This window comes from Xanthomonas sp. WHRI 7945 (assembly GCF_035026585.1).
Genome location: NZ_JAYIQP010000010.1, coordinates 102,353 through 128,174, shown reverse-complemented (window position 1 = coordinate 128,174; position 25,822 = coordinate 102,353). Strand labels below are relative to the sequence as shown.

23 protein-coding genes are annotated in these 25,822 nt (G+C 69.7%); 8 read left to right on the top strand and 15 right to left on the bottom strand.

The genetic code is table 11. The features are described 5' to 3' along the window. The first annotated feature begins 121 nt into the window (after positions 1 to 121). Positions 122 to 979, top strand: a complete 858-nt coding sequence (locus VDQ83_RS10370; protein ID WP_455434860.1) for a class I SAM-dependent methyltransferase — start codon at positions 122 to 124, stop codon at positions 977 to 979. A 114-nt stretch (positions 980 to 1,093) separates the two neighbouring features. Next, complete coding sequence (locus VDQ83_RS10365) at positions 1,094 to 1,630, top strand: pseudouridine synthase (RefSeq protein ID WP_455434859.1); 537 nt, start codon at positions 1,094 to 1,096, stop codon at positions 1,628 to 1,630. Positions 1,631 to 2,059: 429 nt separating this feature from the next. On the opposite strand, the gene VDQ83_RS10360 is transcribed toward VDQ83_RS10365, so the two are convergent. Beyond that, complete coding sequence (locus VDQ83_RS10360; protein WP_263396161.1) at positions 2,060 to 2,464, bottom strand: hypothetical protein; 405 nt, start codon at positions 2,462 to 2,464, stop codon at positions 2,060 to 2,062. A 323-nt stretch (positions 2,465 to 2,787) separates the two neighbouring features. Then, positions 2,788 to 5,376 (bottom strand): ATP-dependent helicase HrpB, encoded by a 2,589-nt coding sequence (gene hrpB / locus VDQ83_RS10355; protein WP_455434858.1) that lies wholly within the window; start codon positions 5,374 to 5,376, stop codon positions 2,788 to 2,790. A gap of 184 nt (positions 5,377 to 5,560) precedes the next feature. Here hrpB and VDQ83_RS10350 point away from each other — a divergent pair, with 184 nt between their 5' ends. The 6 genes from VDQ83_RS10350 (at position 5,561) to VDQ83_RS10325 (ending at position 14,920) form a co-directional block, all read left to right on the top strand. After that, on the top strand, positions 5,561 to 6,091 hold the full coding sequence (locus VDQ83_RS10350; RefSeq protein ID WP_455434857.1) for a hypothetical protein: 531 nt from the start codon (positions 5,561 to 5,563) through the stop codon (positions 6,089 to 6,091). A gap of 90 nt (positions 6,092 to 6,181) precedes the next feature. Beyond that, positions 6,182 to 7,405, top strand: a complete 1,224-nt coding sequence (locus VDQ83_RS10345) for a hypothetical protein (RefSeq protein WP_455434856.1) — start codon at positions 6,182 to 6,184, stop codon at positions 7,403 to 7,405. Then, positions 7,402 to 9,612, top strand: coding sequence for a hypothetical protein (locus VDQ83_RS10340; protein WP_455434855.1), 2,211 nt, complete (start codon positions 7,402 to 7,404; stop codon positions 9,610 to 9,612). Before VDQ83_RS10345 ends, VDQ83_RS10340 begins: the two co-directional genes overlap by 4 nt. A 251-nt stretch (positions 9,613 to 9,863) precedes the next feature. Continuing rightward, positions 9,864 to 10,661: a TatD family hydrolase gene (locus tag VDQ83_RS10335; RefSeq protein WP_455434854.1), complete on the top strand. Its 798-nt coding sequence runs from the start codon at positions 9,864 to 9,866 to the stop codon at positions 10,659 to 10,661. A gap of 90 nt (positions 10,662 to 10,751) precedes the next feature. Then, the gene (locus VDQ83_RS10330; protein WP_455434853.1) at positions 10,752 to 11,855 is read left to right on the top strand and encodes an efflux RND transporter periplasmic adaptor subunit; all 1,104 of its coding nucleotides are present in this window, start codon (positions 10,752 to 10,754) and stop codon (positions 11,853 to 11,855) included. Next, positions 11,852 to 14,920 (top strand): efflux RND transporter permease subunit, encoded by a 3,069-nt coding sequence (locus tag VDQ83_RS10325; protein ID WP_455434852.1) that lies wholly within the window; start codon positions 11,852 to 11,854, stop codon positions 14,918 to 14,920. Before VDQ83_RS10330 ends, VDQ83_RS10325 begins: the two co-directional genes overlap by 4 nt. Before the next feature lie 13 nt (positions 14,921 to 14,933). Here the strand turns inward: VDQ83_RS10325 and VDQ83_RS10320 are convergent, their stop codons facing one another. The 13 genes from VDQ83_RS10320 to VDQ83_RS10260 all read right to left on the bottom strand — a co-directional run bounded on the left by VDQ83_RS10320 (position 14,934) and on the right by VDQ83_RS10260 (position 25,811). Then, the gene (locus VDQ83_RS10320; protein ID WP_263396156.1) at positions 14,934 to 15,446 is read right to left on the bottom strand and encodes a hypothetical protein; all 513 of its coding nucleotides are present in this window, start codon (positions 15,444 to 15,446) and stop codon (positions 14,934 to 14,936) included. 225 nt (positions 15,447 to 15,671) lie between these two features. Then, complete coding sequence (gene panE, locus VDQ83_RS10315) at positions 15,672 to 16,616, bottom strand: 2-dehydropantoate 2-reductase (protein ID WP_455434851.1); 945 nt, start codon at positions 16,614 to 16,616, stop codon at positions 15,672 to 15,674. 32 nt (positions 16,617 to 16,648) lie between these two features. Continuing rightward, positions 16,649 to 17,296: a hypothetical protein gene (locus tag VDQ83_RS10310; RefSeq protein ID WP_455434850.1), complete on the bottom strand. Its 648-nt coding sequence runs from the start codon at positions 17,294 to 17,296 to the stop codon at positions 16,649 to 16,651. Beyond that, the gene (locus VDQ83_RS10305) at positions 17,286 to 17,966 is read right to left on the bottom strand and encodes a TadE/TadG family type IV pilus assembly protein (protein WP_455434849.1); all 681 of its coding nucleotides are present in this window, start codon (positions 17,964 to 17,966) and stop codon (positions 17,286 to 17,288) included. Before VDQ83_RS10305 ends, VDQ83_RS10310 begins: the two co-directional genes overlap by 11 nt. Further along, positions 17,963 to 18,358 (bottom strand): DUF192 domain-containing protein, encoded by a 396-nt coding sequence (locus VDQ83_RS10300; protein WP_455434848.1) that lies wholly within the window; start codon positions 18,356 to 18,358, stop codon positions 17,963 to 17,965. The genes VDQ83_RS10305 and VDQ83_RS10300 overlap by 4 nt, the downstream gene beginning before the upstream one ends. Continuing rightward, positions 18,355 to 19,245, bottom strand: a complete 891-nt coding sequence (locus VDQ83_RS10295) for a type II secretion system F family protein (RefSeq protein ID WP_455434847.1) — start codon at positions 19,243 to 19,245, stop codon at positions 18,355 to 18,357. Before VDQ83_RS10295 ends, VDQ83_RS10300 begins: the two co-directional genes overlap by 4 nt. Beyond that, positions 19,242 to 20,093 carry a type II secretion system F family protein gene (locus VDQ83_RS10290; RefSeq protein WP_455434846.1) on the bottom strand — a complete coding sequence of 284 codons (852 nt, stop codon included), beginning with the start codon at positions 20,091 to 20,093 and terminating at the stop codon, positions 19,242 to 19,244. The genes VDQ83_RS10295 and VDQ83_RS10290 overlap by 4 nt, the downstream gene beginning before the upstream one ends. Continuing rightward, positions 20,086 to 21,822, bottom strand: coding sequence for an ATPase, T2SS/T4P/T4SS family (locus VDQ83_RS10285; RefSeq protein WP_455434845.1), 1,737 nt, complete (start codon positions 21,820 to 21,822; stop codon positions 20,086 to 20,088). Before VDQ83_RS10285 ends, VDQ83_RS10290 begins: the two co-directional genes overlap by 8 nt. A 36-nt stretch (positions 21,823 to 21,858) precedes the next feature. Then, complete coding sequence (locus VDQ83_RS10280; protein ID WP_455434844.1) at positions 21,859 to 23,295, bottom strand: type II and III secretion system protein family protein; 1,437 nt, start codon at positions 23,293 to 23,295, stop codon at positions 21,859 to 21,861. Between the two features lie 57 nt (positions 23,296 to 23,352). Next, complete coding sequence (gene cpaB, locus VDQ83_RS10275) at positions 23,353 to 24,135, bottom strand: Flp pilus assembly protein CpaB (protein WP_455434843.1); 783 nt, start codon at positions 24,133 to 24,135, stop codon at positions 23,353 to 23,355. Then, complete coding sequence (locus VDQ83_RS10270; RefSeq protein ID WP_455434842.1) at positions 24,132 to 24,326, bottom strand: hypothetical protein; 195 nt, start codon at positions 24,324 to 24,326, stop codon at positions 24,132 to 24,134. The genes cpaB and VDQ83_RS10270 overlap by 4 nt, the downstream gene beginning before the upstream one ends. Positions 24,327 to 24,328: 2 nt before the next feature. Next, a complete protein-coding gene (locus VDQ83_RS10265) occupies positions 24,329 to 25,006 on the bottom strand; it encodes a hypothetical protein (RefSeq protein WP_455434841.1) in 678 nt (225 codons plus the stop codon). Next, complete coding sequence (locus VDQ83_RS10260; RefSeq protein WP_455434840.1) at positions 24,990 to 25,811, bottom strand: TadE/TadG family type IV pilus assembly protein; 822 nt, start codon at positions 25,809 to 25,811, stop codon at positions 24,990 to 24,992. Before VDQ83_RS10260 ends, VDQ83_RS10265 begins: the two co-directional genes overlap by 17 nt. Between the last annotated feature and the right edge of the window lie 11 nt (positions 25,812 to 25,822).

Below are 25,822 nucleotides of genomic sequence, written 5' to 3'. Positions count from 1 at the left end.
TCGGGGCGATGGTGGCGAAAACAGCGTTCCGCCGGCGTGATTCGCGCTAACGCGAAGGCAACATTCAGGCGTGCGCGCATGCGTGCTAGGCTCGCGCCACATCTCCAGCGGACGCACGCCCATGACTCTTCGAACGACGCTTGCCTGTGCTTGTACCCTGGCCATTGCCGCGGCGCTGGCGATCCCGGCCGCGCAGGCGATCAAGCCTGCCGACAGCGCCACCCTGCCGGCGCCGGATGCCGCGCTGCAGGCGGCCATCAACGGCAGCTGGCGCGACCGCACCTATGTCGCGCGCGACGCCTACCGGCATCCGGGGCAGACCCTGGCGTTCTTCGGCATCAAGCCGACGCAGACGGTGATCGAGATCACTCCCGGCGGCGGCTGGTATTCGGAAATCCTGGCCCCTTACCTGCGCGAACGCGGCCAGTACATCGCCGCGGTGGTGGATCCGGCGGCGGTGCCCGAAGGCCGCGGCCGCGACTACCAGCAGAAGGCGCGCACGGGGCTGGAACAGAAGTTCGCCGCCGCGCCGGCGCAGTACGGCAAGGCCAAGCTGGTCGGCTATTCGCCGACCGCGCCGGTGTTCGGCCCGGATGCATCGGCCGACCTGGTGCTGACCTTCCGCAACGTGCACAACTGGCGCACCTCCGGGCAGGCGGAAGGCATGTTCAAGGGCTTCTACCAGGTGCTCAAGCCCGGCGGCGTGCTCGGCGTGGTCGAACACCGCGCCAAGGCCGACGTGCCGGCCGACGACAAGAGCGGCTACGTCGGCCAGGCGCAGGTGATCGCGATGGCCGAGGCGGCCGGCTTCAAGCTGGCCGGCAAGAGCGAGGTCAACGCCAACCCGCGCGACACCAAGGACTATCCGGGCGGCGTGTGGACGCTGCCGCCGAGCAACAGCCACGAGGCCGCCGACGAGGCCAAGTACAAGGCGATCGGCGAGAGCGACCGGATGACGCTGAAGTTCGTCAAGTCCTGAGCGACGGCCGCGGTCGGCGGGAAAAGGGATCCGGCGTGGGAGAATGTCCCCGCGCCGCATGTGCCGTCGATGTGCGGCCAATCCCGAATCCCTTCATCCGCAATCCCCGCTTTAATGCTGATCGCGTTCAACAAGCCGTTCAATGTGCTGTGCCAGTTCACCGATCGCAGCGAACCGCCGCGGCGCACGCTGGCCGGGTTCGGCCTGCCCGCCGACGTGTACGCGGCGGGCAGGCTGGACTACGACAGCGAGGGCCTGCTGCTGCTGACCGACGACGGCGCGTTGGCGCACCGCTACACCGATCCGCGGCACAAGCAACCGAAAACGTATTGGGTGCAGGTGGAAGGCATGCCGCAGCCCGAGCAGCTGCAGCGCCTGCGCGACGGCGTGGTGTTGAACGACGGGCCGACCGCGCCGGCCCAGGCCAGCGTGCTGGAGACGGCGCCGGAACTGTGGCCGCGCGATCCGCCGGTGCGGTTCCGCAAGACGGTGCCCGACGCATGGCTGCAGATCGTGCTGCGCGAAGGGCGTAACCGCCAGGTCCGGCGCATGACCGCGGCCGTCGGCTTGCCGACCTTGCGCCTGGTGCGCGCGGCGATCGGCACGCACCGGCTAGATGGGTTGGCGCCGGGTGCATGGCGCGGGCTGTAGCGCTACGGGTTACCGCGGGCTTTCGGGTGAACGCCATGGCGGCCTGCCGCATGCGCAATGCACGCGGAATGTTGGCGTAGCAGCCGCTCTGGATGGCGTTGGACTATCGGTTGCGACGGGCGAAGCGCTTTGTCCGGATCGACGAGCGGTGCCGTGACCGGTGGAGTCGACGCATCGGCTGCGCCGGTATAGCGCAGTTGTGGATGGCTCGGCCATCGGCCGCGACCGGTGACGCGATGGGGCTGCCGGACGGAACTGGTCGCGGCTGAAGCCGCTCCTACAGGTGAACGGTGCGGTCTGCTGTACGAGGCATTCGGCAGGCCGCTCGCATGCTGGGCTGCCTGCGAAACGCGCATAAAAAAGCGACCGGGTTTTCGCCCGGTCGCCATGTTCGCTATCGCTATCGCACTGCGGCGATACCGCAGAAATCTAGTCTTCGCTGCCTTCCTGTGCGGCCGCGGCGCGACGCGACACCCGGCTCGCCGCCGTACGGCGTGCGCCGGCATTGCCGCGCTTGCTGGCTTCGATGCGCTGCGAATCGCCTTCGATCGCGCCGTTGCGGTCGCGCTGGCGCTTGCGGTAGATCGCGTAGCCGAGCAGGCCGGCGCCCAGCGCCGCGGCGGCGATCGCGATGACCGGGTTGCGCCGCACCACGGTGCGCGCGACCTTGGTGCCGGTCTTCACCGCACCCATCGCCGCGCCGGTCTTGAGCGCGCCCATCGCGGCGCCGGACTGCAGCCACCTGTTCGCCTGCGGGCCGATGTGGCGCAGGCTGTCGCCGGCATGGCTGGCGAGATCGAGTGCGCGGTCGGTAATGATGGTCAGCTTGCTCATGGGCGTCCCTACTGGCAGGAATAAGGACTGCAGTGTCCCTTGCGTCCCGTATAGATGGCGTTAGCGCGTCGCCGCGGAATCGTCTGGCGGCTGAACATGGCCGGTGCAGGGGGCGGGAATGGGCGCGCCGCGCTGGCGGGCGGCGTCCGAAGTGGCCAGCCCGGGCAGGTGCCGAGGGCGGCCGGTGACGGGCACGCTGATGCTGGTCGCGCGTCACGCACCCCGTCTGGATGACGCGCGTGTTCGCCCGCCGTAGGCCAGGCGCGCCGGTCCGGCCGTCGTCCACGTTCGGCGCAGCCACCAATCCCGTGCGCAGCGCCGCCTCAGGTGCCGCGCGGTTTGGCGCGATGGCTGGCGGTGGCGGTCCATGGGTCGTCCGGCCACGGATGACGCGGGTAGCGGCCCTTCATCTCCTTCTTCACTTCCGGATAGGTGCTGGACCAGAAGTTGCGCAGGTCCTGGGTGACCTGCAGCGGGCGCCCCCCGGGCGAGAGCAGGTGCAGCACCAGCGGCACGCGGCCGTCGGCGATGCGCGGGGTGTCGGCCAGGCCGAACAGTTCCTGCAGCTTCACCGCCAGCACCGGCGGCAACGGCTGGCCGTCGTGGTCGAGCGCGTAGTCGATGCGCCGTTCCATGCCCGAGGGCACCGTGATCCGGGGCGGCGCCTGCCGATCAAGCGCCTGCCGCCGGTCCCATGGCAGCAGCGATTTCAGCGCTTCGCCCAGCTCGTCCTCGCCGAGCGCGTCGAGCCGGGTCTTGCCGGCGAAGGCCGGGCGCAGCCAACGGTCCAGGTCGTCCAGCAGCGCCGCGTCGCCGAGATCGGGCAGGGCCAGTTCGGGCATCCACACGCGCAGTCCGGCCGCGCGCGCGCGCCACTGGGTCAGCGCCTCGCTCCAGGGCAGCGCCGCCAGCCCGAGTTCGCGCACCGCTTCGGTCAGCGCCGCCGCGGCATGCGCCGGATCGACGCGGCCGGCGGGGCGGCTGTCGAGCACGATGCGGTCGAAGCGGGTTTCGCGCAGCGCGCTCAGCGCGCGCCGTTCGGCGTCCCAGCGCACCACGTCCTGTTGCACGAAGCGTTGCGGGAAATCGGCGCGCAGCCGCGTCTCGTCCACCGGCGCGGCGCGCAGCAGCAGCGCGTCCTTGGCCTCGTAGCGCAGTTCGGTGGCGACCAGCCACGGCTCGCCGCGCAGGTCGCTGTGGTCGAACAGGCGCGCGCTGCGGCCGTTGGCCAGCAGGTAGCGCAACGGATCGGCGGGATGGCGGGTGGCGATGCGGTCGGGGAAGGCGTGGGCGAGCAGGTCGCCGAGCGCGTGCGCTTCCACGCTGTCCGGCGGCGCGGCGTCGTTGCGCAGGCGCCGCCGCCATTGCTTGGCGGCCGCGTCGATCGCGGCCAGGCCGCCGCGGTTGGCGTCGTGCGGGGCGCGGCCGCGGCGGAACGCGGCCAGTGCGCGCCAGCGCGCGGCCAGCGCATCGCCGCCCTGGCGCAGCGGATCGCGCGCCTCGACCAGCGCGGCCAGGTCGCAGGCCAACGCCTGCGCGCGCGCATCCGGCGCGGCCAGCAGCATCGCCGCCAGTCGCGGGTGCGTGCCCAGCGCGAGCATGCGCCGGCCGCTCGCGGTGATCGCGTGGTTTTCGCTCAGGGCGCCGAGCCGTTGCAGCAGCTCGCGCGCGGCGGCCAGCGCGCCGGCCGGCGGCGGATCGACGAAGCGCAGCGCGTCGCTGCCCCAGGCCGCCAGTTCCAGCGCCAATCCGGCCAGCTCCACCTGCAGCATTTCCGCACGGCGCTGCGCCTCCAGGCGCTGCGACTGCGGCCACAGCCGGTACGCCCAGCCCGAAGCGACGCGGCCGGCGCGGCCGGCACGCTGGTCGGCCGAGGCCTGGGCGATGGCGGTCACGTCCAGACGCGAGAAACCGCTGTTGGGGTCGTAGTGCGGCTCGCGCGCCAGCCCGGCGTCGATCACCACGCGCACGCCGGGCAGGGTGACCGAGGATTCGGCCACGTTGGTCGCCAGCACCACGCGGCGGCGGCCGTGCGGATCGGGCTGCAGCACCTTGGCCTGCTGCTCGACCGGCAACTCGCCATGCAACGGCAAGACATCGACGCCGCCGCCACTCCCTTCTCCCCCCGGGAGAAGGGGGCGCGCAGCGCCGGATGAGGGTACGGCAGAGGCGGTGCTTGAGGGCATCCCCAAACCCATCCCAGACCCCTCCAGCGCCGCCTGCACCCGCGCGATCTCGCGCTGCCCGGGCAGAAACACCAGCACGTCGCCGGGATGCTGCTGCAGCGCGTGTTCCACCGCGCGGCGGCTCTGCGCCTCCAGCGATTCCTCGCGCCGCGCCGGGAAATGCGCGATCTCCACCGGATAGCTGCGGCCGGCGCTGGACAACCTGGGCGCCTCCAGAAACTGCGCCAGGCGTTCGCCGTCCAGCGTCGCCGACATCACCACGATGCGCAGGTCCTCGCGCACCTGCGCCTGCACGTCCAGCGCCAGCGCCAGGCCCAGGTCGGCGGCCAGGTGGCGTTCGTGGAATTCGTCGAACAGCAGCGCGCCGACGCCGTCGAGCATCGGGTCGTCCTGGATCATCCGGGTCAGGATGCCTTCGGTGACCACCTCGATGCGGGTGCGCGCGGACACCTTGTTCTCGAAGCGGATGCGGTAGCCCACGGTCTCGCCTGGCGCCTCGCCGCGTTGCCGCGCCATGAATGTGGCGGCAACGCGCGCGGCGACCCGGCGCGGCTCCAGCATCACGATGCGGCGGCCCTGCAGCCACGGCGCCTCCAGCAGCGCCGGCGGCACCTGGGTGGTCTTGCCGGCGCCGGGCGGGGCCTCCAGCACCAGCCGCGGATGCGCGGCGAGGCTGTCGCGGATCTGCGGCAGCAGCGGATCGATCGGAAATGCAACGTGCGTCATGCGCGGCAAGGATACGTGGAATGCGCCGTGGCGGCGTGCGCGGCGGCGCTTGACGCGCCGTCAACCGCGGCGTCGCCCGCTTGACGCTTTGGTACTGCAACGCGCCGGCGGCCGTCGCCAGACTGCGCTGCATCCGGTGGCGTGCATGCCGCCGGCAACCACCACGTTCTCCAGGGGCCCACCAATGATCAGCATTCCCGTTTCCGAAAAATCCCATGCCGTGCTGCGCACGCTGTCCAAGTGGCTGTGCGTGGCGGCGTTCGTCGTCGTCGCCGCGTTCTTCGGCCTGTCCGGTTTCGCCGGCTATCGCCAGGCCAACGCGATCCTGAAGGATCACAGCGTGGTCGACGCGCCGGTGCACCTGGACGACATCGAGGAGAAGCGCGGCCGCAAGGGTCGCGTCTCGCACATCTACCATTTCGGCTATGCGTTCGAGGCCGGTGGCAACACCTACGAAGGCACGTTCGAGACCTCCGAGGACAACGCGACGCCGTATACGAAGGAGGGCGCCAGCGTGCGCGTGGCCTACGCCAATGCCGAGCCGTCCCGGTTCGAGCGGCTGGAAAAGCTGGAGCGCAGCAAGAGCCTGGGCGCCACGCTGCGGCGGCTGGCGGTCGCCCTGGCGCTGCTCGGCGTGCTGATCTTCGTCGCGCACCTGCTGATCACCCGCCGCCTGTTCGTGGCGCAGGCGCTGCCGGCGCCGCCCGCGGCCTGAGCGCGACCGGGGAGCGCGGGCATGCCGCCGATTGACAGCCGCGATGCGGCCGGTAGGGTGGCCTGCCGCCTGCTGATTCGAATCCACTGCATGCCCGTCTCGGAGTTCCCCGACCTGCTGACCCGCCACATGCGCCGGATCCGGGCCAGCGCCGCCGGCGTGGCCAGCGAGATCGGCATCAGCCGCGAGGCGGTCAACAACTGGCGGCACGGCTATTCGCTGCCCAACCGCAAGCATCGCGACAAGGTGCTGGCCTGCGCCAACTACCTGCGCTTGACCGAAGCGGAAGCCAACGGGTTGCTGGCCGCGGCCGGGTTCGAAGCCGAATTCCCGGCCGAGGCGGAGGCCGCGGCGGCCGCCGGCGCGGCGCCGGCGTGGCCGGCGTCGGTCGCCGAGACGGTCGCCGGATTGTTCGAGCGGCTGCAGCAGCAGCGCCCGTATCCGGTCCTGCTGCTGCTCACCCAGGCGCACTGGGGGCAGCCGCCGGAGCGGGCCGCGATCCTGGCACAGGCGGACGCGCGCTACGGTCGCGAGCGGGTCCTGCACCTGCAGCCGTCGTTCAGTGCCGGCGAGGACGCCGACGCCTACTTCGCCGCGCTGGGCCGGCAATGCGGCATGGCCGGGGTGGCATCGGACTACGACTTCGAGACCGGTCTGGCGGGCCTGCTGCAGGCACCGGCGCCGCTGTTCTGCCTGGTCAGCCGCTTCGAGCAGGGCGCACCCGCGCAGCGCCACCTGCTGGCCGGGATCCTGCGCAGCCTCAGCGAGATGTACAGCGGACAGCTGCACCTGCTGATCTGCGGCGGCGCGGCGCTGGCCGACCTCAAGTACCAGGGCGGCGACCTGTCGCTGCTCAACATCGCCGCCACGGAGACCTGGCCGGAACTGACCGTGGCCGACCTGCAGCGCATGGCCACGGATTCCGCCCCGACGCTGCAGGCGGCCACGCGCGCGCTGCGCCTGTCCGGCGGCCATCCGCTGCTGGCCAGTGCCGCGATCGCGCTGCTGGCGCAGGACGATCCCAGCGACGAGGCGGCGACCGAGCACCTGGCCGGTCACCCGCCGCTGTGGCAGGCACTGCTTCCGCTGCTGCGCGACCCGGCGCAGCGCGGCATCGTGCAGGGCTGGCTGGAGCAGCCGCGGCTCGCACCGGCACGCCCATACCTGCTCGATCCGCTGCTGCGCCATCTGTACTGGAGCAACCTGCTGGTGGCGCGCAGGCATACCGACGGCAACTGGCTGGAATGGCGGTGCGAGGCGATCCGCCGCGCGGCCCGGACCATCGTCGAGCAGCTCGACGGCACCGCCGCGTGAGGACCGCCGCTGCGCGCCCGCGCTGGCGCTGGCTGCGGCCGCTGCTGATCGCGCTGGCGACCTGGTTCCTGGCCAGCCTGCTGTTCGCGCCCTGGCTCAACCCCTGGGTGGCGTGGCGCGCGCAGCGCGACGGCCAGACCCTGATGCTGCTGCAGCGCAGCCGCATCGACATGCTGCTGATCCGCGAGGAGGCGCTGTCGCATTGGCTGATCCATCGGCAGTGGCCCGCGGCGCCGGCCTTGCCCGGCGTGCACGATGCGTCGCAGGCGGTGGTGACGGTGGACGCGCCGGCCGAGTTCGAACTGCGTTTCCGCTATACCGAGCTGTTCCCGCCGCACTCCGGCCTGCGCGGGCGGGTGCTGGTCTATCGGCTGGATCCTGCGTCGCAGGCATGGCACTGCCGCCCCGGGATTCCGGCCCCCTCGTCGGCGCTGATACCGCAGGAATGCCGCAGCTCGGCGCCATGGACCATCGCCGAATGGCTGGCGCTGCTGCTCGGCGTGGCGATCGCACTGCTGCTGGCGCTGGCGGTGATATGGGTGCGCGTGCGCCCGGCGGTGCTGGACATCGTGCGCGTGCCGCGCCGCGTGTTCCGGCATCCGGTCGGCGCACTGCCGGTGCTGCATCGGCAACTTGGCTGGATCCGGGCGCGCGCCGGGGTACTGCTGGCCGCCGGCATCCCGGAGATGCGCTGGCGCGAGGCAATCGCTTATGCGCGCGGCGCTGCGGACATGCGTGCGGCGGCGCTGGCGGCGCGCGTGGATGCCGTGGCCACCCGCGCGACCGACTGGACGCTGCCCGGCCAGGTCTGGCTGTGGACGTTGCCGCAGACCCTTCCCGTCGCGCTGGAGCGCCTGTGGCTGTACCAGCCCGATCCGGGCCTGCCCGGCGCGGCGATCGTCGAGCAGTTGCGCGCGATGCCCAGCGGCCAGGACGTGGTGCTGGTGATCAGCCCTGACGCGCAGGCCGATGCGCACCTGCTGGCCTTCGCCAGCGATCCGGCCAACCTGTGCGCGTGCCTGGACCAGGCCGGCCAGAGCGAATGGCTGCTGCGTCCCAAGGCCGCCGAGGTGCTGGTCGCACTGCTGGCACGGCAGCTGAAAGCGACCCGCATCTCGCCCTACCAGACCCATGGCGGCATCACCCGCCCGGCCGCGTTCTTCGGCCGCGAAGCGCTGTTGGCGCGCGTGCTCAATCGCGAGCCCGGCAACTACCTGCTGGTCGGCGGCCGGCAGTTGGGCAAGACCAGCCTGATGAAGGCGATCGAGCGGCGCTTCGCCGGACATCCGCGGGTGCACTGCACCTACCTGTCGCTGCGCGATCACCGCCTGTCGGCGCGCTTGGCCGCCGAGTTGCGGATGCCAGGCGACAGCGGCATCGACGCGCTGGTCGATGCGCTGGCGCAGCGCGCCGGCGGGCGCCGCCTGTTGCTGCTGGTGGACGAGACCGACCTGTTCCTGCGCGAGGAGGCGACGAGTGGCTACACGCAGCTCGCCGCGCTGCGCGCGCTGAGCGAGGAGGGCCGCTGCCACTTCATGCTTGCCGGGTTCTGGGACCTGTACGAAGCCGCAGTGCTGGACCACGCCTCGCCGATCCGCAACTTCGGCGAGGTCATCCACCTGGCCGGCCTGGAGCGCGAAGCCTGCGTGGCGCTGGCAACCGAGCCGCTGGCGCGCCTGGGCATCCACTATGGCGACGGCGGCCTGCCCGCGGCGCTGGCCACGGCCTGCGGGCAGCGCGCGAACCTTGTCGCCATCGCCTGCCAGCAGGTGCTGGAGCGACTGCCGCGCGCGCATCGCCTGATCGATGCGCAGGCCGTGCATGCGGCGACGCACTCGGACGCGATGGCCGATGCGCTCGCCGGCTGGGCGCGGCTGAGCCCCGACCCGGTGGCGTGCCGGATCGACCGGATCCTGGTCTACCGCGTGGCCCAGGCGCACCATGCCGGGCCGGCGGCGCAACCGGCGACGGCACTGGAGCGGATGCTGGCCGATTTCGACGCGGCCGGCGTCGCGATGGACGCGGAGCTGCTGCGCCGCGCGCTGGCCCGCCTGCAGCTGGCCCATGTGCTGTGCCGCGCCGAGGATGGCGCGCACTACCGGTTCGCGGTGCCGCTGTTCGCCGCGCAGTTCCAGCCCGGCGAAGTGGACGCGTTGCTGGCGCGCGAACTGCGCTCGCTACGCGCGGAGATGCCGCCGCTGGCCTAGGAGCGTGGGCGGCAGAAGCCGTCCGGGCTGCGAAGCCCGCTGTGCGGTCCGTTTTTGCGCCGCTTCTTGGCCTGTAGCGCGGCTACAGGCCGGCGAATCGTCACAAAAGCGGTCTCGCACAGCGAACTTCTCGCCTCGAACGTTTCTGCCGCCCACGCTCCTAGCGGCGCACGCGGCCAGCGGCGGTGTCCCTGGGCCGCGCACCGGACCGCTACAATCCGCGCCACTTCATTCTTGCAGCCGCCCGCCCCATGCAGTTGATCGATATCGGCGCCAACCTCACCCACGATTCCTTCGATCGCGACCGCGACGCGGTGCTGCAGCGCGCCCGCGATGCCGGCGTGACGCAGATGGTGGTCACCGGCGCCAGCCGCGAGCACTCGCCGCTGGCGCTGCAGTTGGCGCAGCGGCACCCCGGCTTCCTGTACGCCACCGCCGGCGTGCACCCGCACCATGCGTTGGAATACACCGCCGAATGCGATGCGGAGATGCGCGCGCTGCATGCGCATCCGCAGGTGGTGGCGGTGGGCGAATGCGGCCTGGACTACTTCCGCGATCTCGCTCCGCGCCCGGCGCAGCACCGCGCGTTCGAACGCCAGCTGCAGCTGGCCGCCGAGACCGGCAAGCCGCTGTTCCTGCACCAGCGCGACGCGCACGCCGACTTCCTGGCGCTGATGCGCCAGTTCGACGGCAAGCTCGGCCCGGCGGTGGTGCATTGCTTCACCGGCACCCGTGAGGAGCTGTTCGACTACCTGGACCGCGACTGGCACATCGGCATCACCGGCTGGCTGTGCGACGAGCGCCGCGGCGCGCACCTGCGCGAGCTGGTCGGCAACATCCCGGCCTCGCGGCTGATGATCGAGACCGACGCGCCGTATCTGCTGCCGCGCACGCTCAAGCCGCTGCCCAAGGACCGCCGCAACGAGCCGGCGTTCCTGGCCCACATCGTCGAGGAACTGGCACGCGACCGCGGCGAGGACCTGGCCACGACCGCCGCGGCGAGCACCGCCACCGCCCGCGCGTTCTTCGCCCTGCCCGCCGCCGCCTGACGCCGGTGGCGGCGCCGGCCGTCCCACGCTGGACTTGTTAGTACAATCGCCCGGCACCGATCCGGCTGCACCGTCTACGGAAAGCCCTGCATGCCTGTTCGCCCGTTCTCGATCGTGGTGCTCTGTTCCGGCGCGTTGCTGGCCCTGGCCGGCTGCGGCAAGCCCGCCGAACCGGAGCCCGATGCCGACGCCTCGGCGCTGGCGGTGACCTTGGTGCGCGCCGAGCCGCGTTCGATCCAGCGCACTGTGCTGGTGTCCGGCCCGGTCTCGGCGTACGAGGAAATGCAGCTGGGCGTGGAGATCAGCGGCGCGCGCGTGACCGCGCTCAACGTCGACGTCGGCCAGGCGGTGCGCCGCGGCCAGGTGCTGCTGGAACTGGACCATCGCACCCTGGACAGCGACCTGCAGCAGGCACGCGCCGGCCTGGCGGAAGCCGATGCCAGCGTGGCGCTGGCGCAGGCCAACCTGTCGCGCGCGGAGAAGCTGGTCAAGGACAAGTACATCAGCGCCTCGCAGCTGGACGAGCTGCGCGCCGCGCGCACCCAGGCCGAGGCGCAACGCAACACCGCGCGCGCCGCACGCGATGCGGCGCAGCTGCGTCGCGACTTCGCCGAACTGCGCGCGCCCGCCGACGGCATCGTCTCCAAGCGGCTGGTGCAGCCCGGGCAGGTGGTCGCGTCCGGGACCGAACTGCTGCGCCTGATCCGCGACGGACGCCTGGAATGGCGCGCCGAACTGCCCGAGGCTGAGCTGGCGCTGGTCGCGCCGGGCGCCAGCGTGGCCCTGCCGGCCGCCGCCGGCAGCGTCGCCGGGCGCATCCGCGCGGTCAGCCCGGGCGTGGACAGCCAGACCCGCACCGGCACCATCTATGCGGACCTGCCCGAACCCGGGCCGCTCAAGCCTGGGACCTACGTCGAGGGCCGCATCGTGGTCGGCGCCGGCCCGGCGCTGATGGTGCCGGCCGCCGCAGTGGTGCAGCGCGACGGCCATCCGTACGTGTTCGCGGTCGACAAGCAGATCGCGCGACGCCTGCGCGTGCGCACCGGCGCCACCGTCGATGGCCGCATCGAGATCGTCGAAGGGCTCAAGGCCGGCGACGCGGTGGTCGAGCAGGGCGCCGGCTTCCTCGGCGACGGCGACCGGGTGCGGGTGGTGGCGAACGCGGCCGCGGCCGCGGCGAAGCCGGCGCCATGAACTTCTCCGCCTGGGCGATCAAGCGCCCGCTGCCGGCGCTGATGGTGTTCCTGGTGCTGTGCGTGGCCGGCCTGTGGGGGTTCCACAAGCTGCCGGTGGCGCGCTTCCCGGACATCGCCTTCCCGATGACCACGGTGACCATCACCCAGCCCGGCGCATCGCCGAGCCAGCTGGAGACCGAGGTCACGCGCCGAATCGAGGATTCGGTGGCGACCATCCCCAACGTCAAGCGGGTGATGTCCACCGTCAACGAAGGCGTCAGCGTCACCACCATCGAGTTCTTCCTCAGCGCCGACCTGGCCACCGCGCTGGACGACACCCGCGACGCGGTCACCAAGATCCGCACCGACCTGCCGCAGGACATCCAGGAACCGGTGGTGTCCAAGGTCGATATCGGCGGCTCGCTGATGACCTACGCGGTGGTCGCGCCGGCGCTGACGCCCGACGAGCTCAGCTGGTTCGTCGACCGCGAGGTCAGCAAGGCGATGTACGGCGTGCCGGGCGTGGCCCAGGTGACCCGCGTCGGCGGGGTCGAGCGGCAGGTGCGGGTGGACCTGGACCCCAACGCGCTGCAGGCCTTCGGCGTCACCGCCGGCGACGTGTCGCAGCAGCTGGCGCGGATCCAGGTCGAACGCGCCGGCGGCAAGGCCGAACTGGACGGCAGCCAGCAGGTGATCCGCACCGTGGGCACCATCGCCGACGCCGCGGCGCTGCGCGACTACAGCATCAGCGTGGCCGACGGCCGCGCGGTGCGCCTGTCGGCGCTGGCCAGGATCAGCGATGCCGCCGCCGACCCGACCCAGGCCGCGCTGCTGGACGGCAAGCCGGTGGTGGCGTTCTCCATGTCGCGCACCCGCGGTTCCAGCGAGGTCGACGTGGCCAAGGGCGTGGAGGCGGCGCTGGAGACGCTCAAGGCGGCGCATCCGGGCGTGGGCTTCAAGCTGGTCACCACGGTGATCGACGAGACCCTGCGCTCGTACGACTCGTCGATGACGATGCTGTGGGAAGGCGCGCTGCTGGCGCTGCTGGTGGTGTGGCTGTTCCTGCGCGACTGGCGCGCGACCTGGGTGTCGGCGGTGGCGTTGCCGCTGTCGATCATCCCCACCTTCGCGGTGATGTACTGGTTCGGCTTCAGCCTCAACCTGATCACGCTGCTGGCGCTGAGCGTGGTGGTCGGCATCCTGGTCGACGATGCGATCGTGGAGATCGAGAACATCGTGCGCCACCTGCGCATGGGCAAGCCGCCGCTGGAAGCCGCGCGCGACGCCGCCGCCGAGATCGGCACCGCGGTGATCGCCACCTCGCTGACGCTGGCGGCGGTGTTCGTGCCGGTGGCGTTCATGCCCGGCATCGCCGGCAAGTTCTTCCGCGAGTTCGGCTGGACCGCGGCCACCGCGGTGCTGTTCTCGCTGCTGGTGGCGCGCCTGCTGACGCCGATGATGGCCGCCTACACGCTCAAGGCGCATCCGGAAACGCACCGCGAGTCGCGGCTGATGACCTGGTACCTGGGCTGGGTGGACGCGGCGCTGCGCCATCGCGCGCGCACGCTGTGGATCGCCACCGGGCTGTTCGTGGCGTCGCTGGCGATCGTGCCGCTGATCCCCACCACCTTCATCCCCACCTCCGACCTGGGCCGCAGCAACCTGAGCCTGGAACTGCCGCCGGGTACCACGCTGCAGCAGACCTTGGCGGTGGCCGAACGCGCCCGCACGCAGCTGCGCGGCATTCCCGAGCTCAAGCAGGTGTACACCTCGGTGGGCGCGGTGCTGGACGTGGGCGATCCGTCCAAGTCCGGCGTCGGCGAGCCGCGCAAGGCCATGCTGATCCTGGACTGGGGTCCGGCCGAGGACCGCGACCGCGACCAGAAGACGCTCGAACGGCTGGTGCGCACGCAGCTGGCGAACCTGGCCGGGGTGCGGGTGAGCTACCTCAGCTCCGAAGCCGGCGAAATGATGCAGCTGGTGCTGGCCGGCGACGATCCGCAGCGCCTGCAGGACGCGTCGATCGCACTGGAACGCGACCTGCGCACGATCCGCGGCCTCGGCAGCGTAACTTCCTCGGCGTCGCTGCTGCGCCCGGAAATTGTGATCGCGCCGGACTCCGCGCGCGCCGCCGACCTGGGCGTGGCCACCGCCGCCATCGCCGAGGCCGCGCGCATCGCCACCGCCGGCGACTACGAACAGCGCCTGGCCAAGCTCAACCTGCCCGAGCGGCAGGTGCCGATCCGGGTCGGCTTCGCCGAGGCGCAGCTGGCCAATCCGGCGCTGATCGGCCAGTTGCGCGTGAACGGCCGCTACGGTCCGGTGCCACTGGCGGCGGTGGCCGACATCAGCGCCGGCAGCGGTCCTGCGCAGATCTCGCGCTACCAGCGGCAGCGCAACGTCACCCTCAGCGCCGAGCTCAACGGCCGTCCGCTGGGCGAGGTGATGGACGAAGTGCAGGGGCTGCCCAGCGTGCAGAAGCTGCCCGACGGGGTCAGCTTCCTCAATACCGGCGATGCCGAGGTGTTCGTCGAACTGTTCGTCGGCTTCCTGCTGGCGATGGCCGCGGGCCTGGTGTGCATCTACATGGTGCTGCTGTTGCTGTTCAACCACGCGCTGATGCCGCTGACCATCCTCACCGCGGTGCCGCTGTGCGCCGGCGGCGCGTTCGGCGCGCTGCTGCTGACCCAGAACCTGCTGTCGTTGCCGGCGCTGATCGGCCTGCTGATGCTGATCGGCATCGCCAGCAAGAACTCGATCCTGCTGGTGGACTACGCGGTGATCGCCGAGGACGAACACGGCCTGAGCCAGCACGACGCGCTGATCGACGCCTGCCGCAAGCGCGCCCAACCGGTGATCATGACTACCCTGGCGATGGGCGCGGGCATGATGCCGATCGCGCTGGGTTGGGCCGGCGATTCCAGCTTCCGCGCGCCGATGGCGATCGCGGTAATCGGCGGGCTGATCACCTCCACGCTGCTGAGCCTGATCGTGATCCCGGCCGCGTTCACGGTGCTCGACGATCTGGGCGAATGGATGACGGGGCGTTTGCGCCGCGCGCCGGCACCGACGCCGACCGACTAGCGCGCCGCGCCGCTCACTCGACCTGCTTGTCCTCGCGCTTGGCCTCGGCCATCGCTTCCGGCTCCAGCTCCTCGGCGCTGCGGTTGAGCTTGACGAACACGCCCCAGGCGATCAGCAGCAACGCCGCGCACAGGCCGACCGCGGTGGCGTACGGCAGCTTGGCCGGGTCGTCGTGCATCAGTTCGAAGATCGACACCAGCGTCTCGATCGCCAGGGCGATGACGATGACCACGAAGAACCGCGACAGATAGCGGCGCACGCGGGTGGGTCCGCTGACCTTGACATCGCGCTGCACTTCTTCCTCGAAGATGGTCTGGCCCAGTTCCAGCGTCACCAGCGCCACGGTCAGCAGGCCGATCGCCTCCAGCACCACGTTGAAGCGGTCGCGCACCACCAGGTCGCCGCCGGGGGTGAGGCCGTGCCACAGCTCCAGGACCGCCATCGACACCAGTCCGGTGGCGCACAGCAGGAACAGCAGGATGATCACGATGTGGCCGCCGCGGAATATCTTTTCCATGAATTTCATGCGCTGCCGGCCGTGGTGAGGTCGCCGAGCATAGGCGGGCCGGGCGTCAGCGGCGCGCGAAGATGTTGCGGCGGGGATGGCGTCATGGGCGCGCCGGCAGCGCCGTGCAGGAGGTTCTGGCTGGCCGGAGCCATCGGTGCCGACGCGGTCTGGTGGCGGGAGGTTCGTCGCTTCGTTCGTCGCGACTGAAGTCGCTCCCACAAGGGAGCGGTCACCCGAGGCGCTTCAGCGCTCCGCCAGCCCGGCCTGGTAGGCCTGCAGATGGCAGTATGCGGCCGTCAGCCACGGCGCCGCATGGCCGGCGGCGCGGGCGCGCGCCAGCATGTCGCCGACGATGTGCTGCGCTTCCACCCGCTGCCCTGCTTCCAGGTCGCGCAGCATCGAGGCCTTCGTCGGCGAGCCGGGTTGGGTCAGCAACTGCAGCGCGCTGGCCTGGGCCGTGTCGGGAATCGGCTCGCCCGCCGCGGCCGCCACCGCCAGGCATTCGGCGTACAGCCCGCGCATCAGCGCCTGGCCGTCGTCGCCGGCGACGATCCTGCCGACCGGCGCGCGCATCAGGCAGGTGCCAGCGGCCAGCGCGGTCAGGAAGGTATACTTGATCCATTGCTCCTGCGCGATCCGCGGCGCGGCGACATGGTCGATGCCGGCCGCCGCGCAGGCAGCGGCGAGCGCGCGCACCCGCGCGCTGTCTGCGCCGCGTCCGTCGCGTTCGCCGAAGGTCAGCGAGGCCGGCTTGCCCAGGTGCTGGACCACGCCGTCCGCGTCCAGCGTGGCGCTGATGAAGCACAGCCCGCCGAGCACGCGCTCGCCACCGAAGCGCGCGTCCAGCACCGGGTAATGGCGCAGCCCGTTGAGGATCGGCAGCAGCGTGGTGGCCGCGCCCATCGCCGGCGCCACCGCGTCCAGCGCGCTGTCCAGGTCGTAGGCCTTGCAGCTGAGCACCACCAGGTCGAACGCGCGCGCGGCGGCCGCTGCCGGCAGCGTATCGGCGGTCAGGGTGGCCACCGCGATGTCTGCGTCGCCACGCGGGCTGCGCAGGCGCAGGCCGTCGCGGCGCAGGCGCTCGGCGCGCGCCGGGCGCACCAGGAAACTTACGTCGACGCCGGCCTGGGCCAGGCGTCCGCCGAAGTAACCGCCGGTCGCGCCGGCGCCGAGGATCAGGATGCGCATGCGCTGATGGTAGCAGCGGCGCCGGCCCGGCTTCAGCGCGGCGGGTCGCGTGTCTGCGGCGTGCGCAAGCCGTCCGGTGGCTCAAAGGTCTCGGCGGGCACGGACTCGTAGCTGACCGCGTCCACGCGCAGGCTGCGCTCGTCGCGGCGGGTACCGATGCGACCGCGATAGCCGAGCAGCAGGCCGCTGCTGTCCAACCACAGCGTGCCGGTGGTGGTGCCGTCGGGTCCTTGCGTCGCGGATTGATAGCGCCAGCCGGTGGCGAGGCGGCCGGCGATGAATTCGCCGGGAACGGGCGCGCAGCGTCCACCGATCCGCGCGCAGGGATTCTTGGGGTCGTACCAGTAAGGCCCGCTGGCGTCGGCGACCGGAAGCCGATAGTCGCCGGAACGGCTGATCAGCCACGCGCGGCCGCGGGTACCGGGATTGACCAGATAGGCGTCCGGCGCATGCGCGCCGACGAAGTCGATTCGGATCGAATCGCCACGCAGGCGCACCTCCACTTGGACCGATTCGCCGGCCTGCTTCGGGCCCAGCGGACCGAATCCGTACGCGCGTGCCTGTAGCCTGGCCTGGGGCGGCTCCGGCTCCTCTGCCGCCGTATCGGTGGATTGCGCGCTGGACGGCGCAGCGATGCACAGCGCGCACGCGAGCGACGCCGTCAGCCGCTCAGCGCGCAAGGTTGCCGCTGTCGTAGATGGGCGACTGCATGCGCACCACCGCGTAGGACTCGATCGGCAGGCGGCGATGGCCGCTGATGGGGTCTTCGATCAGCATGGATACAGGGCGATAGCTTTCTCCGCCGCTGACCAGGTCCGACAGGCCGACGATGACGCGGTCGACGAACGGCACGATCAGCGGCATCTGGTAGGTGACCTTGATCTTGAGGATGTTGGCGTCCTGTACGTTGACCTGGCTGCCGCCGATGTTGGCGTTGCGGAACGCCAGGCTGTCGTTGGGCAGCGCATAGCGGCCGTCGTACTGACGCTCGCGAAACTCGTTGAAGGCGGCGCGCGTCGGCGAGATGACCTCGATCTTCGAGAAGATCAGAACTTCGGTGAGCTTGATCTTCTGCTTGGTCAGCAACGCGTTGGCGGTATCCGGCGACTGCACGAACAGCGGCGTCAGCCCGCCGGCGAGCGCGTCGCGCATGTCGCCTTTGTCCACTCCGTTCACCGCGCCGGCGCGGGCCGCCTGGAACGTGGCGTAGTCCAGCACGGTCTTGGCCCGGTAGATCAGCACGAACTGGAAGATCACCAGGACCAAGAACAGGAAGGTCGGTACCACCACGCAGAACTCGACCAGGGATTGGCCGCGTTGCCGGTGCGGCGGGTTGCGGGGCAGGTTCATGGACTCTCTCCTGCGAGGGCGGCGCTAGCGGCCGCAGTGGAAGGTTCCGCCGGCCACCAGGCCAGGCGCTCGCCGTGAATCGGTTGTAGCGCCTGCAGGCTGCCCGCTGCCAGTTCCAGCGTGGCATGGGCGCGCAGGCAGGCGGCGCCACGCCACGGCCGCACGCGGTCGCGCCATTCCAGCACGTGGCCGTCGCGGTCGAAGAACAGCAGGTCCAGCGGGTAGCCCATCGCGAAGGTGTGCACGCTGTTGCAGGGCTGGATCAACAGGCCTTGCCCTGGCTGTAGCGGCGCGCGTCCGAGCAGGCCGCGCAAGCGCAACCACCAGGTGTCGGCCCGCCACACGCTGTGCAGCAGTATCTCGCCATCGCGGCGCAGCGTGCCGCACCTCATAGGATTCCCTGCTGTTTCATCTGCAGGTAGATGAAGTAGGCCAGCACCACGAAGATCAGCGGGAAGAAGAACAGCACCAGCGGCAGCATCATCTTCACCGGCGCTTCCAGTGCCAGTTTCTCGGCGCGCAGGAAGCGCTCCTCGCGGCGCTGCATGGCCTGCGAGCGCAGCGTCTCGCTGAGGCTGGCGCCGACCCGGTCGGCCTGGATCAAGGCGCTGGTGAAGTTGGAGATCTGCGAGATGTCCATGCGGTCGGCCATGCGCCGCAGCGCTTCGGCGCGCGGCAAGCCGGCACGCAGGTCGCGCAGCATCCGTGAGAACTCCTGCGACAGCGGTCCGGGCGGGCCTTTCTGCACCGATTGTTCGATCGCGCCGGTGATGTTCAGGCCGGCTTCGACCGCCATGGTGATGAAGTCCAGGAACGTTGGCAGGTCGCGCACGACATGCTTGCTGCGCTGCTTGCGCCGTTCGCCCAGCCACAACGTCGGATACATCCAGCCCAATGGAATGCCGAACAGCAGGCACATCGACAATGCGCCCATGCTGAACTTGCCCAACAGCAGTACGATCACCGCGAAGACCAGGCTGACCGCGCAGGCGGCGACGATGCGCGTGCCGTACAACTCCTCCGGCGTCAGCACGAAGTCCTGCCCAGCCGACTGCAGGCTGCGGTGCGCGCGCTCCAATTGCGCGGATTTAAGCCGCGGGCCGACCAGGTGCGTGGCGGCGGTCACCAGCGGCCACAGCAGGCGCAACGCCGAGGGCAACGGATCCTGGTAGTTGCGATCGTCCTGTGGCACCGCCTGCAGCAGTCCGCGCAGCGCGAACATCACCAGGCCGACGGCAGCCAGCGCGAGCAGGGCGACAAGGGCGAGCATCCAGTTCATATGTCGATCGTCATGATCTTGCGGCACATGCGGTAACCCAGATACTCGAGCACGCACATCAACGCGATGACGCACCAGCCGAGCAGGGTATGGAACATCGGATTCATCGTTTCCGGGTAGAACAGCACCAGGAAGCCGACCAGGCCAGCCGGCAGCATCGCCATCACAATGCCCTGCAGCTTGCCCTGGGCTGTCAGCGCCTTGACCTTGCCTTCCATGATCAGTTTGCGGCGCAGGGTCTCGGCCAGGGTCGACAGGCTTTCGGCCAGGTTGCCGCCGACTTCGCGCGAGATGCCGACCGCGGCGACGAACAGCTTGACGTCGGGAATCGGGACACGCTTGGCGAAATTCTCCAGCGCCTCATCGGTGCGCACGCCCATGTGTTGTTCGCGCAGGATCAGCGCCAACTCCTGCGCCAGCGGCGGTTGCCCGTCATGGGCCAGGGCTTCCAGCGCCGGATTGAAGCCGACGCCAGCGCGCAGGCTGCCGGACATCATCAACAGGCTGTCGGGCAACTGTTGCTGGATCTGGTCCAGGCGCCGCTGCTTCAACCAGAGATAGATCTTGCGCGGCGCCACCGCCAACACGATGATCGCGACCACCGGCAACAGAAGATTGCCGCTGATCAACCACAGCAACAGCGGAATCAGCGCGAGCACTACGCCGTTGGCAACGAACAGCATCTGCGGATCGACGAACAGGAACATGTCAGCCAGGTTCAGCCGCGCGGTATCGACGAAGCGTTCGTGGTAGCGCTGCATGAAGTTCGCGCTGGCCCGCACCAGCAGCAATCCGGAGACGGTGACGCAACTGAACGCGAGCAGAGCGACCAGCCAGATGTTATCCATTGCCCTGGCCACCGTTGCGGAAGATCGACAGGTCCACGGGCACGCCGCGCTCGGCCAACTCCTCGTAGAACTCGGGCACCGCACCGGTGGCGATGAAATCGCCGGTGACCTTGCCGTCGCGGCCGGCGCTGGACCTGGCCTTGAACAGGAACACGTCCTGCAACTGGATGGTGCCGCTTTCCACGCCGGTGATCTCGGTGATGTGGCTGACCTTGCGCGAGCCGCAGGGGAAGCGCTTCTGATGCACGATCAGGTCCACGGCCGAGGAGATCTGTTCGCGCACCACGGTCATCGGCAGCTCCATGCCGGCCATCATCACCATCACTTCCAAGCGCGACAGGGCCTCGCGCGGATTGTTGGCGTGCGCGGTGGTCAGCGAGCCCTCATGGCCGGTGTTCATCGCCTGCAGCATGTCCAGCGCTTCGCCGCCGCGGCACTCGCCCACCACGATACGGTCCGGGCGCATACGCAGCGCGTTGCGGACCAGGTCGCGGATCGAGATGTGGCCCTTGCCTTCCATGTTCGGCGGGCGCGCCTCCAGGGCGACCAGGTTCGGCTGCACCAGTTTCAGTTCGGCCGCATCCTCGATGGTGACGATGCGATCGGTGTCGGGAATGAAGTTGGACAGAATGTTGAGCAGCGTGGTCTTACCGGAACCGGTGCCGCCGGTGACCACGATGTTGCGCCGCTCGCGCACTGCCATGATCAGGAACTCCAGCATCGGCGCGTTGAGCGAGCCGAAGTCGATCAGGTCCTTGCCTTCCAGCTTGCGCTTGGAGAATTTGCGGATGCTGATGCTGGGCCCACGCAGCGCGATCGGCGGAATGATCGCGTTGACGCGCGAACCGTCCTTCAGGCGTGCATCGACCATCGGCGAACTTTCGTCGATGCGCCGCCCGAGCGGGGTCACGATGCGTTCGATCGCCGACAGCACCGCACGGTCGCTGGTGAAGCACACCGGCGACTGCTCGATCCGTCCGGCGCGCTCGATGAAGATCTGGTCGTAGGCGTTGACCATGATCTCGGTCACCGTGTTGTCCTCGATCAGATCTTCCAGCGGTCCCAGGCCAATCGCTTCATCCAGCACTTCCTTGGCCAGGCGCCGGCGATTGATCGTCTTCGGCAGGCTGGCGAACTCGCGCTCCAGCACGTCGTCGATCAGCGCGATCGTCGCCGTACGCAGGGCATCGTCGCCCATGCTGCGCACGTCCAGGCGACGCAGGTCCATTTGCTTGACCAGCGAGGCATGGACCTGGGCGCGATAGACCGCGATGTCCGGCGGCAGATCCTGTGGGCGCGCCAACTGCCGCTGCTCCTGGGCGTCGGCCATCGGCTGGTTGGCCGCGGCCGTTGCCGCGCTGGCGAGTGGTGCCGCGGGCGTGGCGGCAGGCGCATTGAACGAAGCTGGATCCTGGCGCGGCGGCGCCGCTTCCGGCTCGTCGCCGACGACCTGCAGGCGATAGTCGCCGATCTGCACTAGGTCGCGGCTGCTCAACGGACCGCGGCTGCCGGACACCTTCTCGCCGTTGACCAGCACCGAGGCGCGCCCGCCGAAGGCTTCGATGAAGATGCCGTCGTCCTCGCGCTTCAGCGCCGCATGCTGCTGAGCGATGCTCCATCCCTGCAGCACCACCAGATTGCCGTCGCCGCGGCCGATGCCGCATTCGCGATGCAGGCAACGCACATGGCGCTGGTCCCGGTTTGGCGTATCGATGAGGATATTGAACATGGCGTCGTATCTACGGAAGAGCTGGGTGGAAAGGGGTTACTGCACGTATTCCTTGCTGCGCTTGGGCATCGCTTCCTTCCCGCGCTCCTGGATCCTGCGGCCGTGCTCGAGGCCATCGAGGTTTTCCTGCGAATCCGGGGTGATGATGCGCGGGGTCACGAACATCACCAGTTCGGTGCGGTTGCCGCGGAAGCCGTCGGAGCGGAACAGCTTGCCCAGGATCGGAATCTCGCCCAGCAACGGGAATTTCTTCGCGTCCTGCTGCGCGCTGGAGTCGATCAGCCCGGAGATCACGATGGTTTCGCCGGCGCGCACGTTCAATTCGGACTCGGTACGCCGCGTGGTGAAGCCCGGCACGCCCTGCACGCTGACGGTCGGGTCGATGCGGCTCACCTCGGCCAGCAGGCGCGTGGAAATTTCCTGGTTGCCGTTGACCAGCGGCTCGATGTCCAGCTTGATGCCGTACTCCTTGAAATCCACGGTCACCTGACCGAAGCCCTGCGGAATCGGGATCGGCACTTCGCCACCGACCAGGAACTTGGCCTGGCCACCGCTACGCGCACTCAACTGTGGCGATGCCAACAGGAAGGCCTTGCCCTTGTTCATCAGCAGGTTGATCGCCGAGCCGATCTGGGTGGCGATGCCGAAGAACGCCTGGGTCCCGGGTACGCGATTGGGCAGCACCACGCCGGCCGCCGGGCTCCCCGGTGGATTGATCCGGTAGTAGTCGTTGGTGGTGAAGTCCTTCAGCAGCCCGCCTACCGGCCCCTGGATCACGTTGTCCCACTCGATGCCGAGCTCTTCCAGCGCATTGCTGTCGAACTCCATGATCTTCACGTCCATCAGCACCATTGGCCGCATGCCGACCGGATCGGCGGAGGTGAAGTCGAGCAGGCTCGGATACAGCTTCTGCAGCGCTTCGATGCGCTTGGCCACGCCGGGATTGATGTCCTGGCCGGTGATGACCACACGATCGGCCACGGCGTGCACGCCCAGGTTGGGCACATCGGCGAGCAGGGTACGCACGGTTTCCACGGTCGCGGGTGCGTTGCCTTCCATCACTTCCACCGGCACGTCGATCTGGCGCCCGTCCTGCAGCCACAGGTGCACGCTGGTCGCGCCCGGCTTCTGGCCGATGATGACCAGCTCGCGCTTGCCGATGTTGGTCACCTGCACCAGTTCGCCGTTGCCGACGGCCACGCGCTTGAGCGCCTGCGGCAAGCTGTGCACGGCCGCCTGGCCGGCATAGATCCGCGCGCGCTCGGGTAGCGGGGTCACCACGGCGCTGCCGGCCGCACGCCGGTAGGCCGGATCCAGCACCGGCTCGGGAAAGCCGCTGCCACCCATCGGCACCGGTGCCTGGTTGCCCGTCGCCGGCTGCGGCGCCTGGGTGCTGGACTCGGGCGCGACCCTGACCGGCACCGGGACCAGTCCGGTCTGTTGCTGTGCCTGGGCAGTGGCGGTCAGGGTCATGGTCGCTGCCGCGAGCATGGGAAGGAACGAAACACTCCATGTAGTCCTGCGCATGCGTCAGCCTTTGCCTCCGATGATGAATTCGACGCCGTTGCCGCCACCATCCGCCTTGGCGGTGCCGAGCAGTTCTTTCTGGGTCAGGCCATTGAGGCCGAATGGATTGCGATCTTCGACCTGGCGCAGCATGACCCGCATCGCCCCGGCCTTGGCGGCAATGGTCAGCCGCTCGGCCTGCTGCGGGTTCAGCTCCAAGGTGATGTTGGAAAAACCTTGTTGGTCTTCCTGCACCGGCGTATCGCCGACACGGTTGCCGGTAGCCAGCACGTTGATGTTCTCCAGCAACGGGATGACGCGCGACCCTGCGTTTTCCTGCTCCACGGTCAGCAGGATGTCGACATGGTCGCCGGGGGCGATCATGCCCGAGATCGAATTGGTCTCGTCCACCGGCAGCGTATAGCCGACGTTGCCCGGCTTGATCACCCGCGAAAACTGGTCGTACAGCGGCACCAGCGCGCTGGCGCCCAACGGCGCGCCCTGGCGCACCGGCGCGCGCAGGATGCGGCCGCTGTACTCGTCCACGTTCTCTGGGGTCACCGCATCGGCCGGCTGCAGGTCGGCCGGGACGTCGCGCACCGCCAGATCCGACGTGGTGACGACCGTGCCCGGTTCCATGTCGGACTTGGGCACCGCTACGGTCACCGTCTCGCCGACATCGGCGGTACGTGCGGCCACCGCACCCTGCACGTAGCGCACGGCGACGAAGGCGGCCAGCACGCCCAGTCCCAGCGCCACCACGATGAACAACAGGTTGCGGTTCGGCTTGAACCCGGCCGCCTTCATAGCCACCCCAGCGACAGCGCATAGGTGAAGCTGGAGTAGGCCTTGCGCAACGAATCGACCAGTTCCAGCACGATGTTCGGCTGGGCCACCAGCACGGTGACCGCCAGCAGCGTGACGATGCTGTACTCGATCAGGGCCGCACCGCGCTGACGCCGGACGGAGGACGGGGAAACAGGTCTCACGGCGTTCATCCTCATTGCTGGAGCTGGTTAACCACGATCGAAGTTCCCTTCTCGCGGCGGTTGAAAGTCAGGGTCATCTGTTGCTTGCCCTTGCTGTAGCTGCTGACGCAGCTGTTGGAAATCATCGAGCAGGCGGTGGCGGAGGATTGCGGGTTCCAGCCCTCGGCCGGCAGGCGATTGCGATAGAACGCATCGCTCTGGTACGGCGACAGCGCGCTTTCCAGCGCCAGCGTCCGGCCCGGGTTGTCGAGGTACTCGATATCGTTGATCACGGTGGTCCCGGAGGGCTTCAGGAAATCCGCGCCGGGGGCCTTGCGCGGCTTTTCCTTGAGCAGGCGCACGATCCCCACCTGGGCCTCGCTGCCGGCGCCGGCGCCGGCGCCGCTGATCTCGATGGTCACGTAGTGCTCGCCTTCGGCATGGCCGACAATGGTCTTGTTGCCGACCTCGTTGACCACCACCTGGCCAGGCCATTGCTTCCAGTAGAACGCCACCAACTGTTGCGGCGACGCATTGGTGGTGTAGCGCGAGGAGCGCATGTGCAGGCCGTTGTAGATCATGTGCTTGGACACCCACTCGCCCTTGGCGCCGTCCGGCTCCGGAACCTCCGGCCAATCGGCGGCGCAGGCCAACGCCGGCGCCAGCAGCGCGAGCGCCAGGCACAGAGCGCGGTCAGCGCGGCCGTGCATAGGGTTCCAGCTTGTCGACCGGGACCACGTCCGGCGCGATGTAGCCCGGATCGAATCTGCTGATGGTGCCGACGATGGGAATGATCTGCAGGCTGTCGAAGACCTTGGCCGCATCGCTCAGGTGCGAGGTGGGCACCAAGGTGCGCACCTGCCCGATGACGGAGCGCTTGGTCGGGTTCTTGGCAGTGCCGGGGCCGGCCGCGTTCCACGGATCGGTGAGCAGCGTATTGCTGCCCTGCATGCGCAGGCCGAGTTGGTCGAAGGGCTCCAGGAACGACGCCGCGCCGCCGTTGGCGAGCTTCAGATCCTGCACGCTGACGCTCAGGCTGGCGGTGACCAGGCCTTTGTCGTTGGGCGGGAAGTCGCCCGGGATCTTGTCGATCAGGCTGCCGAGCCGGTCGAGGATGCCTTTCGAAGGTTTGTTGTCGTAGCGATCGACACGAATGTCGCCACGCTCGACCAGCGTCTGGTTGGAAAACGTGTTGAGCAGCGGGTTGTCGACGCGGTCGCGTGCATTGCCGGTGCTGGCGCGGCTGACGATCGGCGCGTCGGCCTTGCCGAAGTGGCGATCCACGGTCAGGTCGCGCATCCGCGCAGTGGCCGGGATCGTGTAGTCCGTGGCGACGGTCGCTTCCCACGCGGCGGCACGCGCCGCTTGCTGCGTGGCCTGGCGCAGGTGGATGTACTTGCCCATGATCGGGATCAGCAGGAACAGCGGGACCAGCACGGCGCACAGCACTGCCGCCTCGGTGAGGCTCTGGCCTTCCTGGCGTCCGCGCAGCCGCGGTTGACGTCGCTGGCGCATGGCGTATTCCT

Coding starts and splice junctions, on each gene's coding strand:
- VDQ83_RS10330 (WP_455434853.1), top strand. CDS start 10,752: ATGCCTGTTCGCCCGTTCTCGATCGTGGTGCTCTGTTCCGGCGCGTTG.
- VDQ83_RS10300 (WP_455434848.1), bottom strand. CDS start 18,358: ATGAGGTGCGGCACGCTGCGCCGCGATGGCGAGATACTGCTGCACAGC.
- VDQ83_RS10295 (WP_455434847.1), bottom strand. CDS start 19,245: ATGAACTGGATGCTCGCCCTTGTCGCCCTGCTCGCGCTGGCTGCCGTC.
- VDQ83_RS10285 (WP_455434845.1), bottom strand. CDS start 21,822: ATGTTCAATATCCTCATCGATACGCCAAACCGGGACCAGCGCCATGTG.
- VDQ83_RS10320 (WP_263396156.1), bottom strand. CDS start 15,446: ATGAAATTCATGGAAAAGATATTCCGCGGCGGCCACATCGTGATCATC.
- VDQ83_RS10335 (WP_455434854.1), top strand. CDS start 9,864: ATGCAGTTGATCGATATCGGCGCCAACCTCACCCACGATTCCTTCGAT.
- VDQ83_RS10290 (WP_455434846.1), bottom strand. CDS start 20,093: ATGGATAACATCTGGCTGGTCGCTCTGCTCGCGTTCAGTTGCGTCACC.
- VDQ83_RS10370 (WP_455434860.1), top strand. CDS start 122: ATGACTCTTCGAACGACGCTTGCCTGTGCTTGTACCCTGGCCATTGCC.
- VDQ83_RS10280 (WP_455434844.1), bottom strand. CDS start 23,295: ATGACCCTGACCGCCACTGCCCAGGCACAGCAACAGACCGGACTGGTC.
- cpaB (WP_455434843.1), bottom strand. CDS start 24,135: ATGAAGGCGGCCGGGTTCAAGCCGAACCGCAACCTGTTGTTCATCGTG.
- VDQ83_RS10260 (WP_455434840.1), bottom strand. CDS start 25,811: ATGCGCCAGCGACGTCAACCGCGGCTGCGCGGACGCCAGGAAGGCCAG.
- hrpB (WP_455434858.1), bottom strand. CDS start 5,376: ATGACGCACGTTGCATTTCCGATCGATCCGCTGCTGCCGCAGATCCGC.
- VDQ83_RS10305 (WP_455434849.1), bottom strand. CDS start 17,966: ATGAACCTGCCCCGCAACCCGCCGCACCGGCAACGCGGCCAATCCCTG.
- VDQ83_RS10365 (WP_455434859.1), top strand. CDS start 1,094: ATGCTGATCGCGTTCAACAAGCCGTTCAATGTGCTGTGCCAGTTCACC.
- VDQ83_RS10265 (WP_455434841.1), bottom strand. CDS start 25,006: ATGCACGGCCGCGCTGACCGCGCTCTGTGCCTGGCGCTCGCGCTGCTG.
- VDQ83_RS10270 (WP_455434842.1), bottom strand. CDS start 24,326: ATGAACGCCGTGAGACCTGTTTCCCCGTCCTCCGTCCGGCGTCAGCGC.
- panE (WP_455434851.1), bottom strand. CDS start 16,616: ATGCGCATCCTGATCCTCGGCGCCGGCGCGACCGGCGGTTACTTCGGC.
- VDQ83_RS10325 (WP_455434852.1), top strand. CDS start 11,852: ATGAACTTCTCCGCCTGGGCGATCAAGCGCCCGCTGCCGGCGCTGATG.
- VDQ83_RS10350 (WP_455434857.1), top strand. CDS start 5,561: ATGATCAGCATTCCCGTTTCCGAAAAATCCCATGCCGTGCTGCGCACG.
- VDQ83_RS10345 (WP_455434856.1), top strand. CDS start 6,182: ATGCCCGTCTCGGAGTTCCCCGACCTGCTGACCCGCCACATGCGCCGG.
- VDQ83_RS10360 (WP_263396161.1), bottom strand. CDS start 2,464: ATGAGCAAGCTGACCATCATTACCGACCGCGCACTCGATCTCGCCAGC.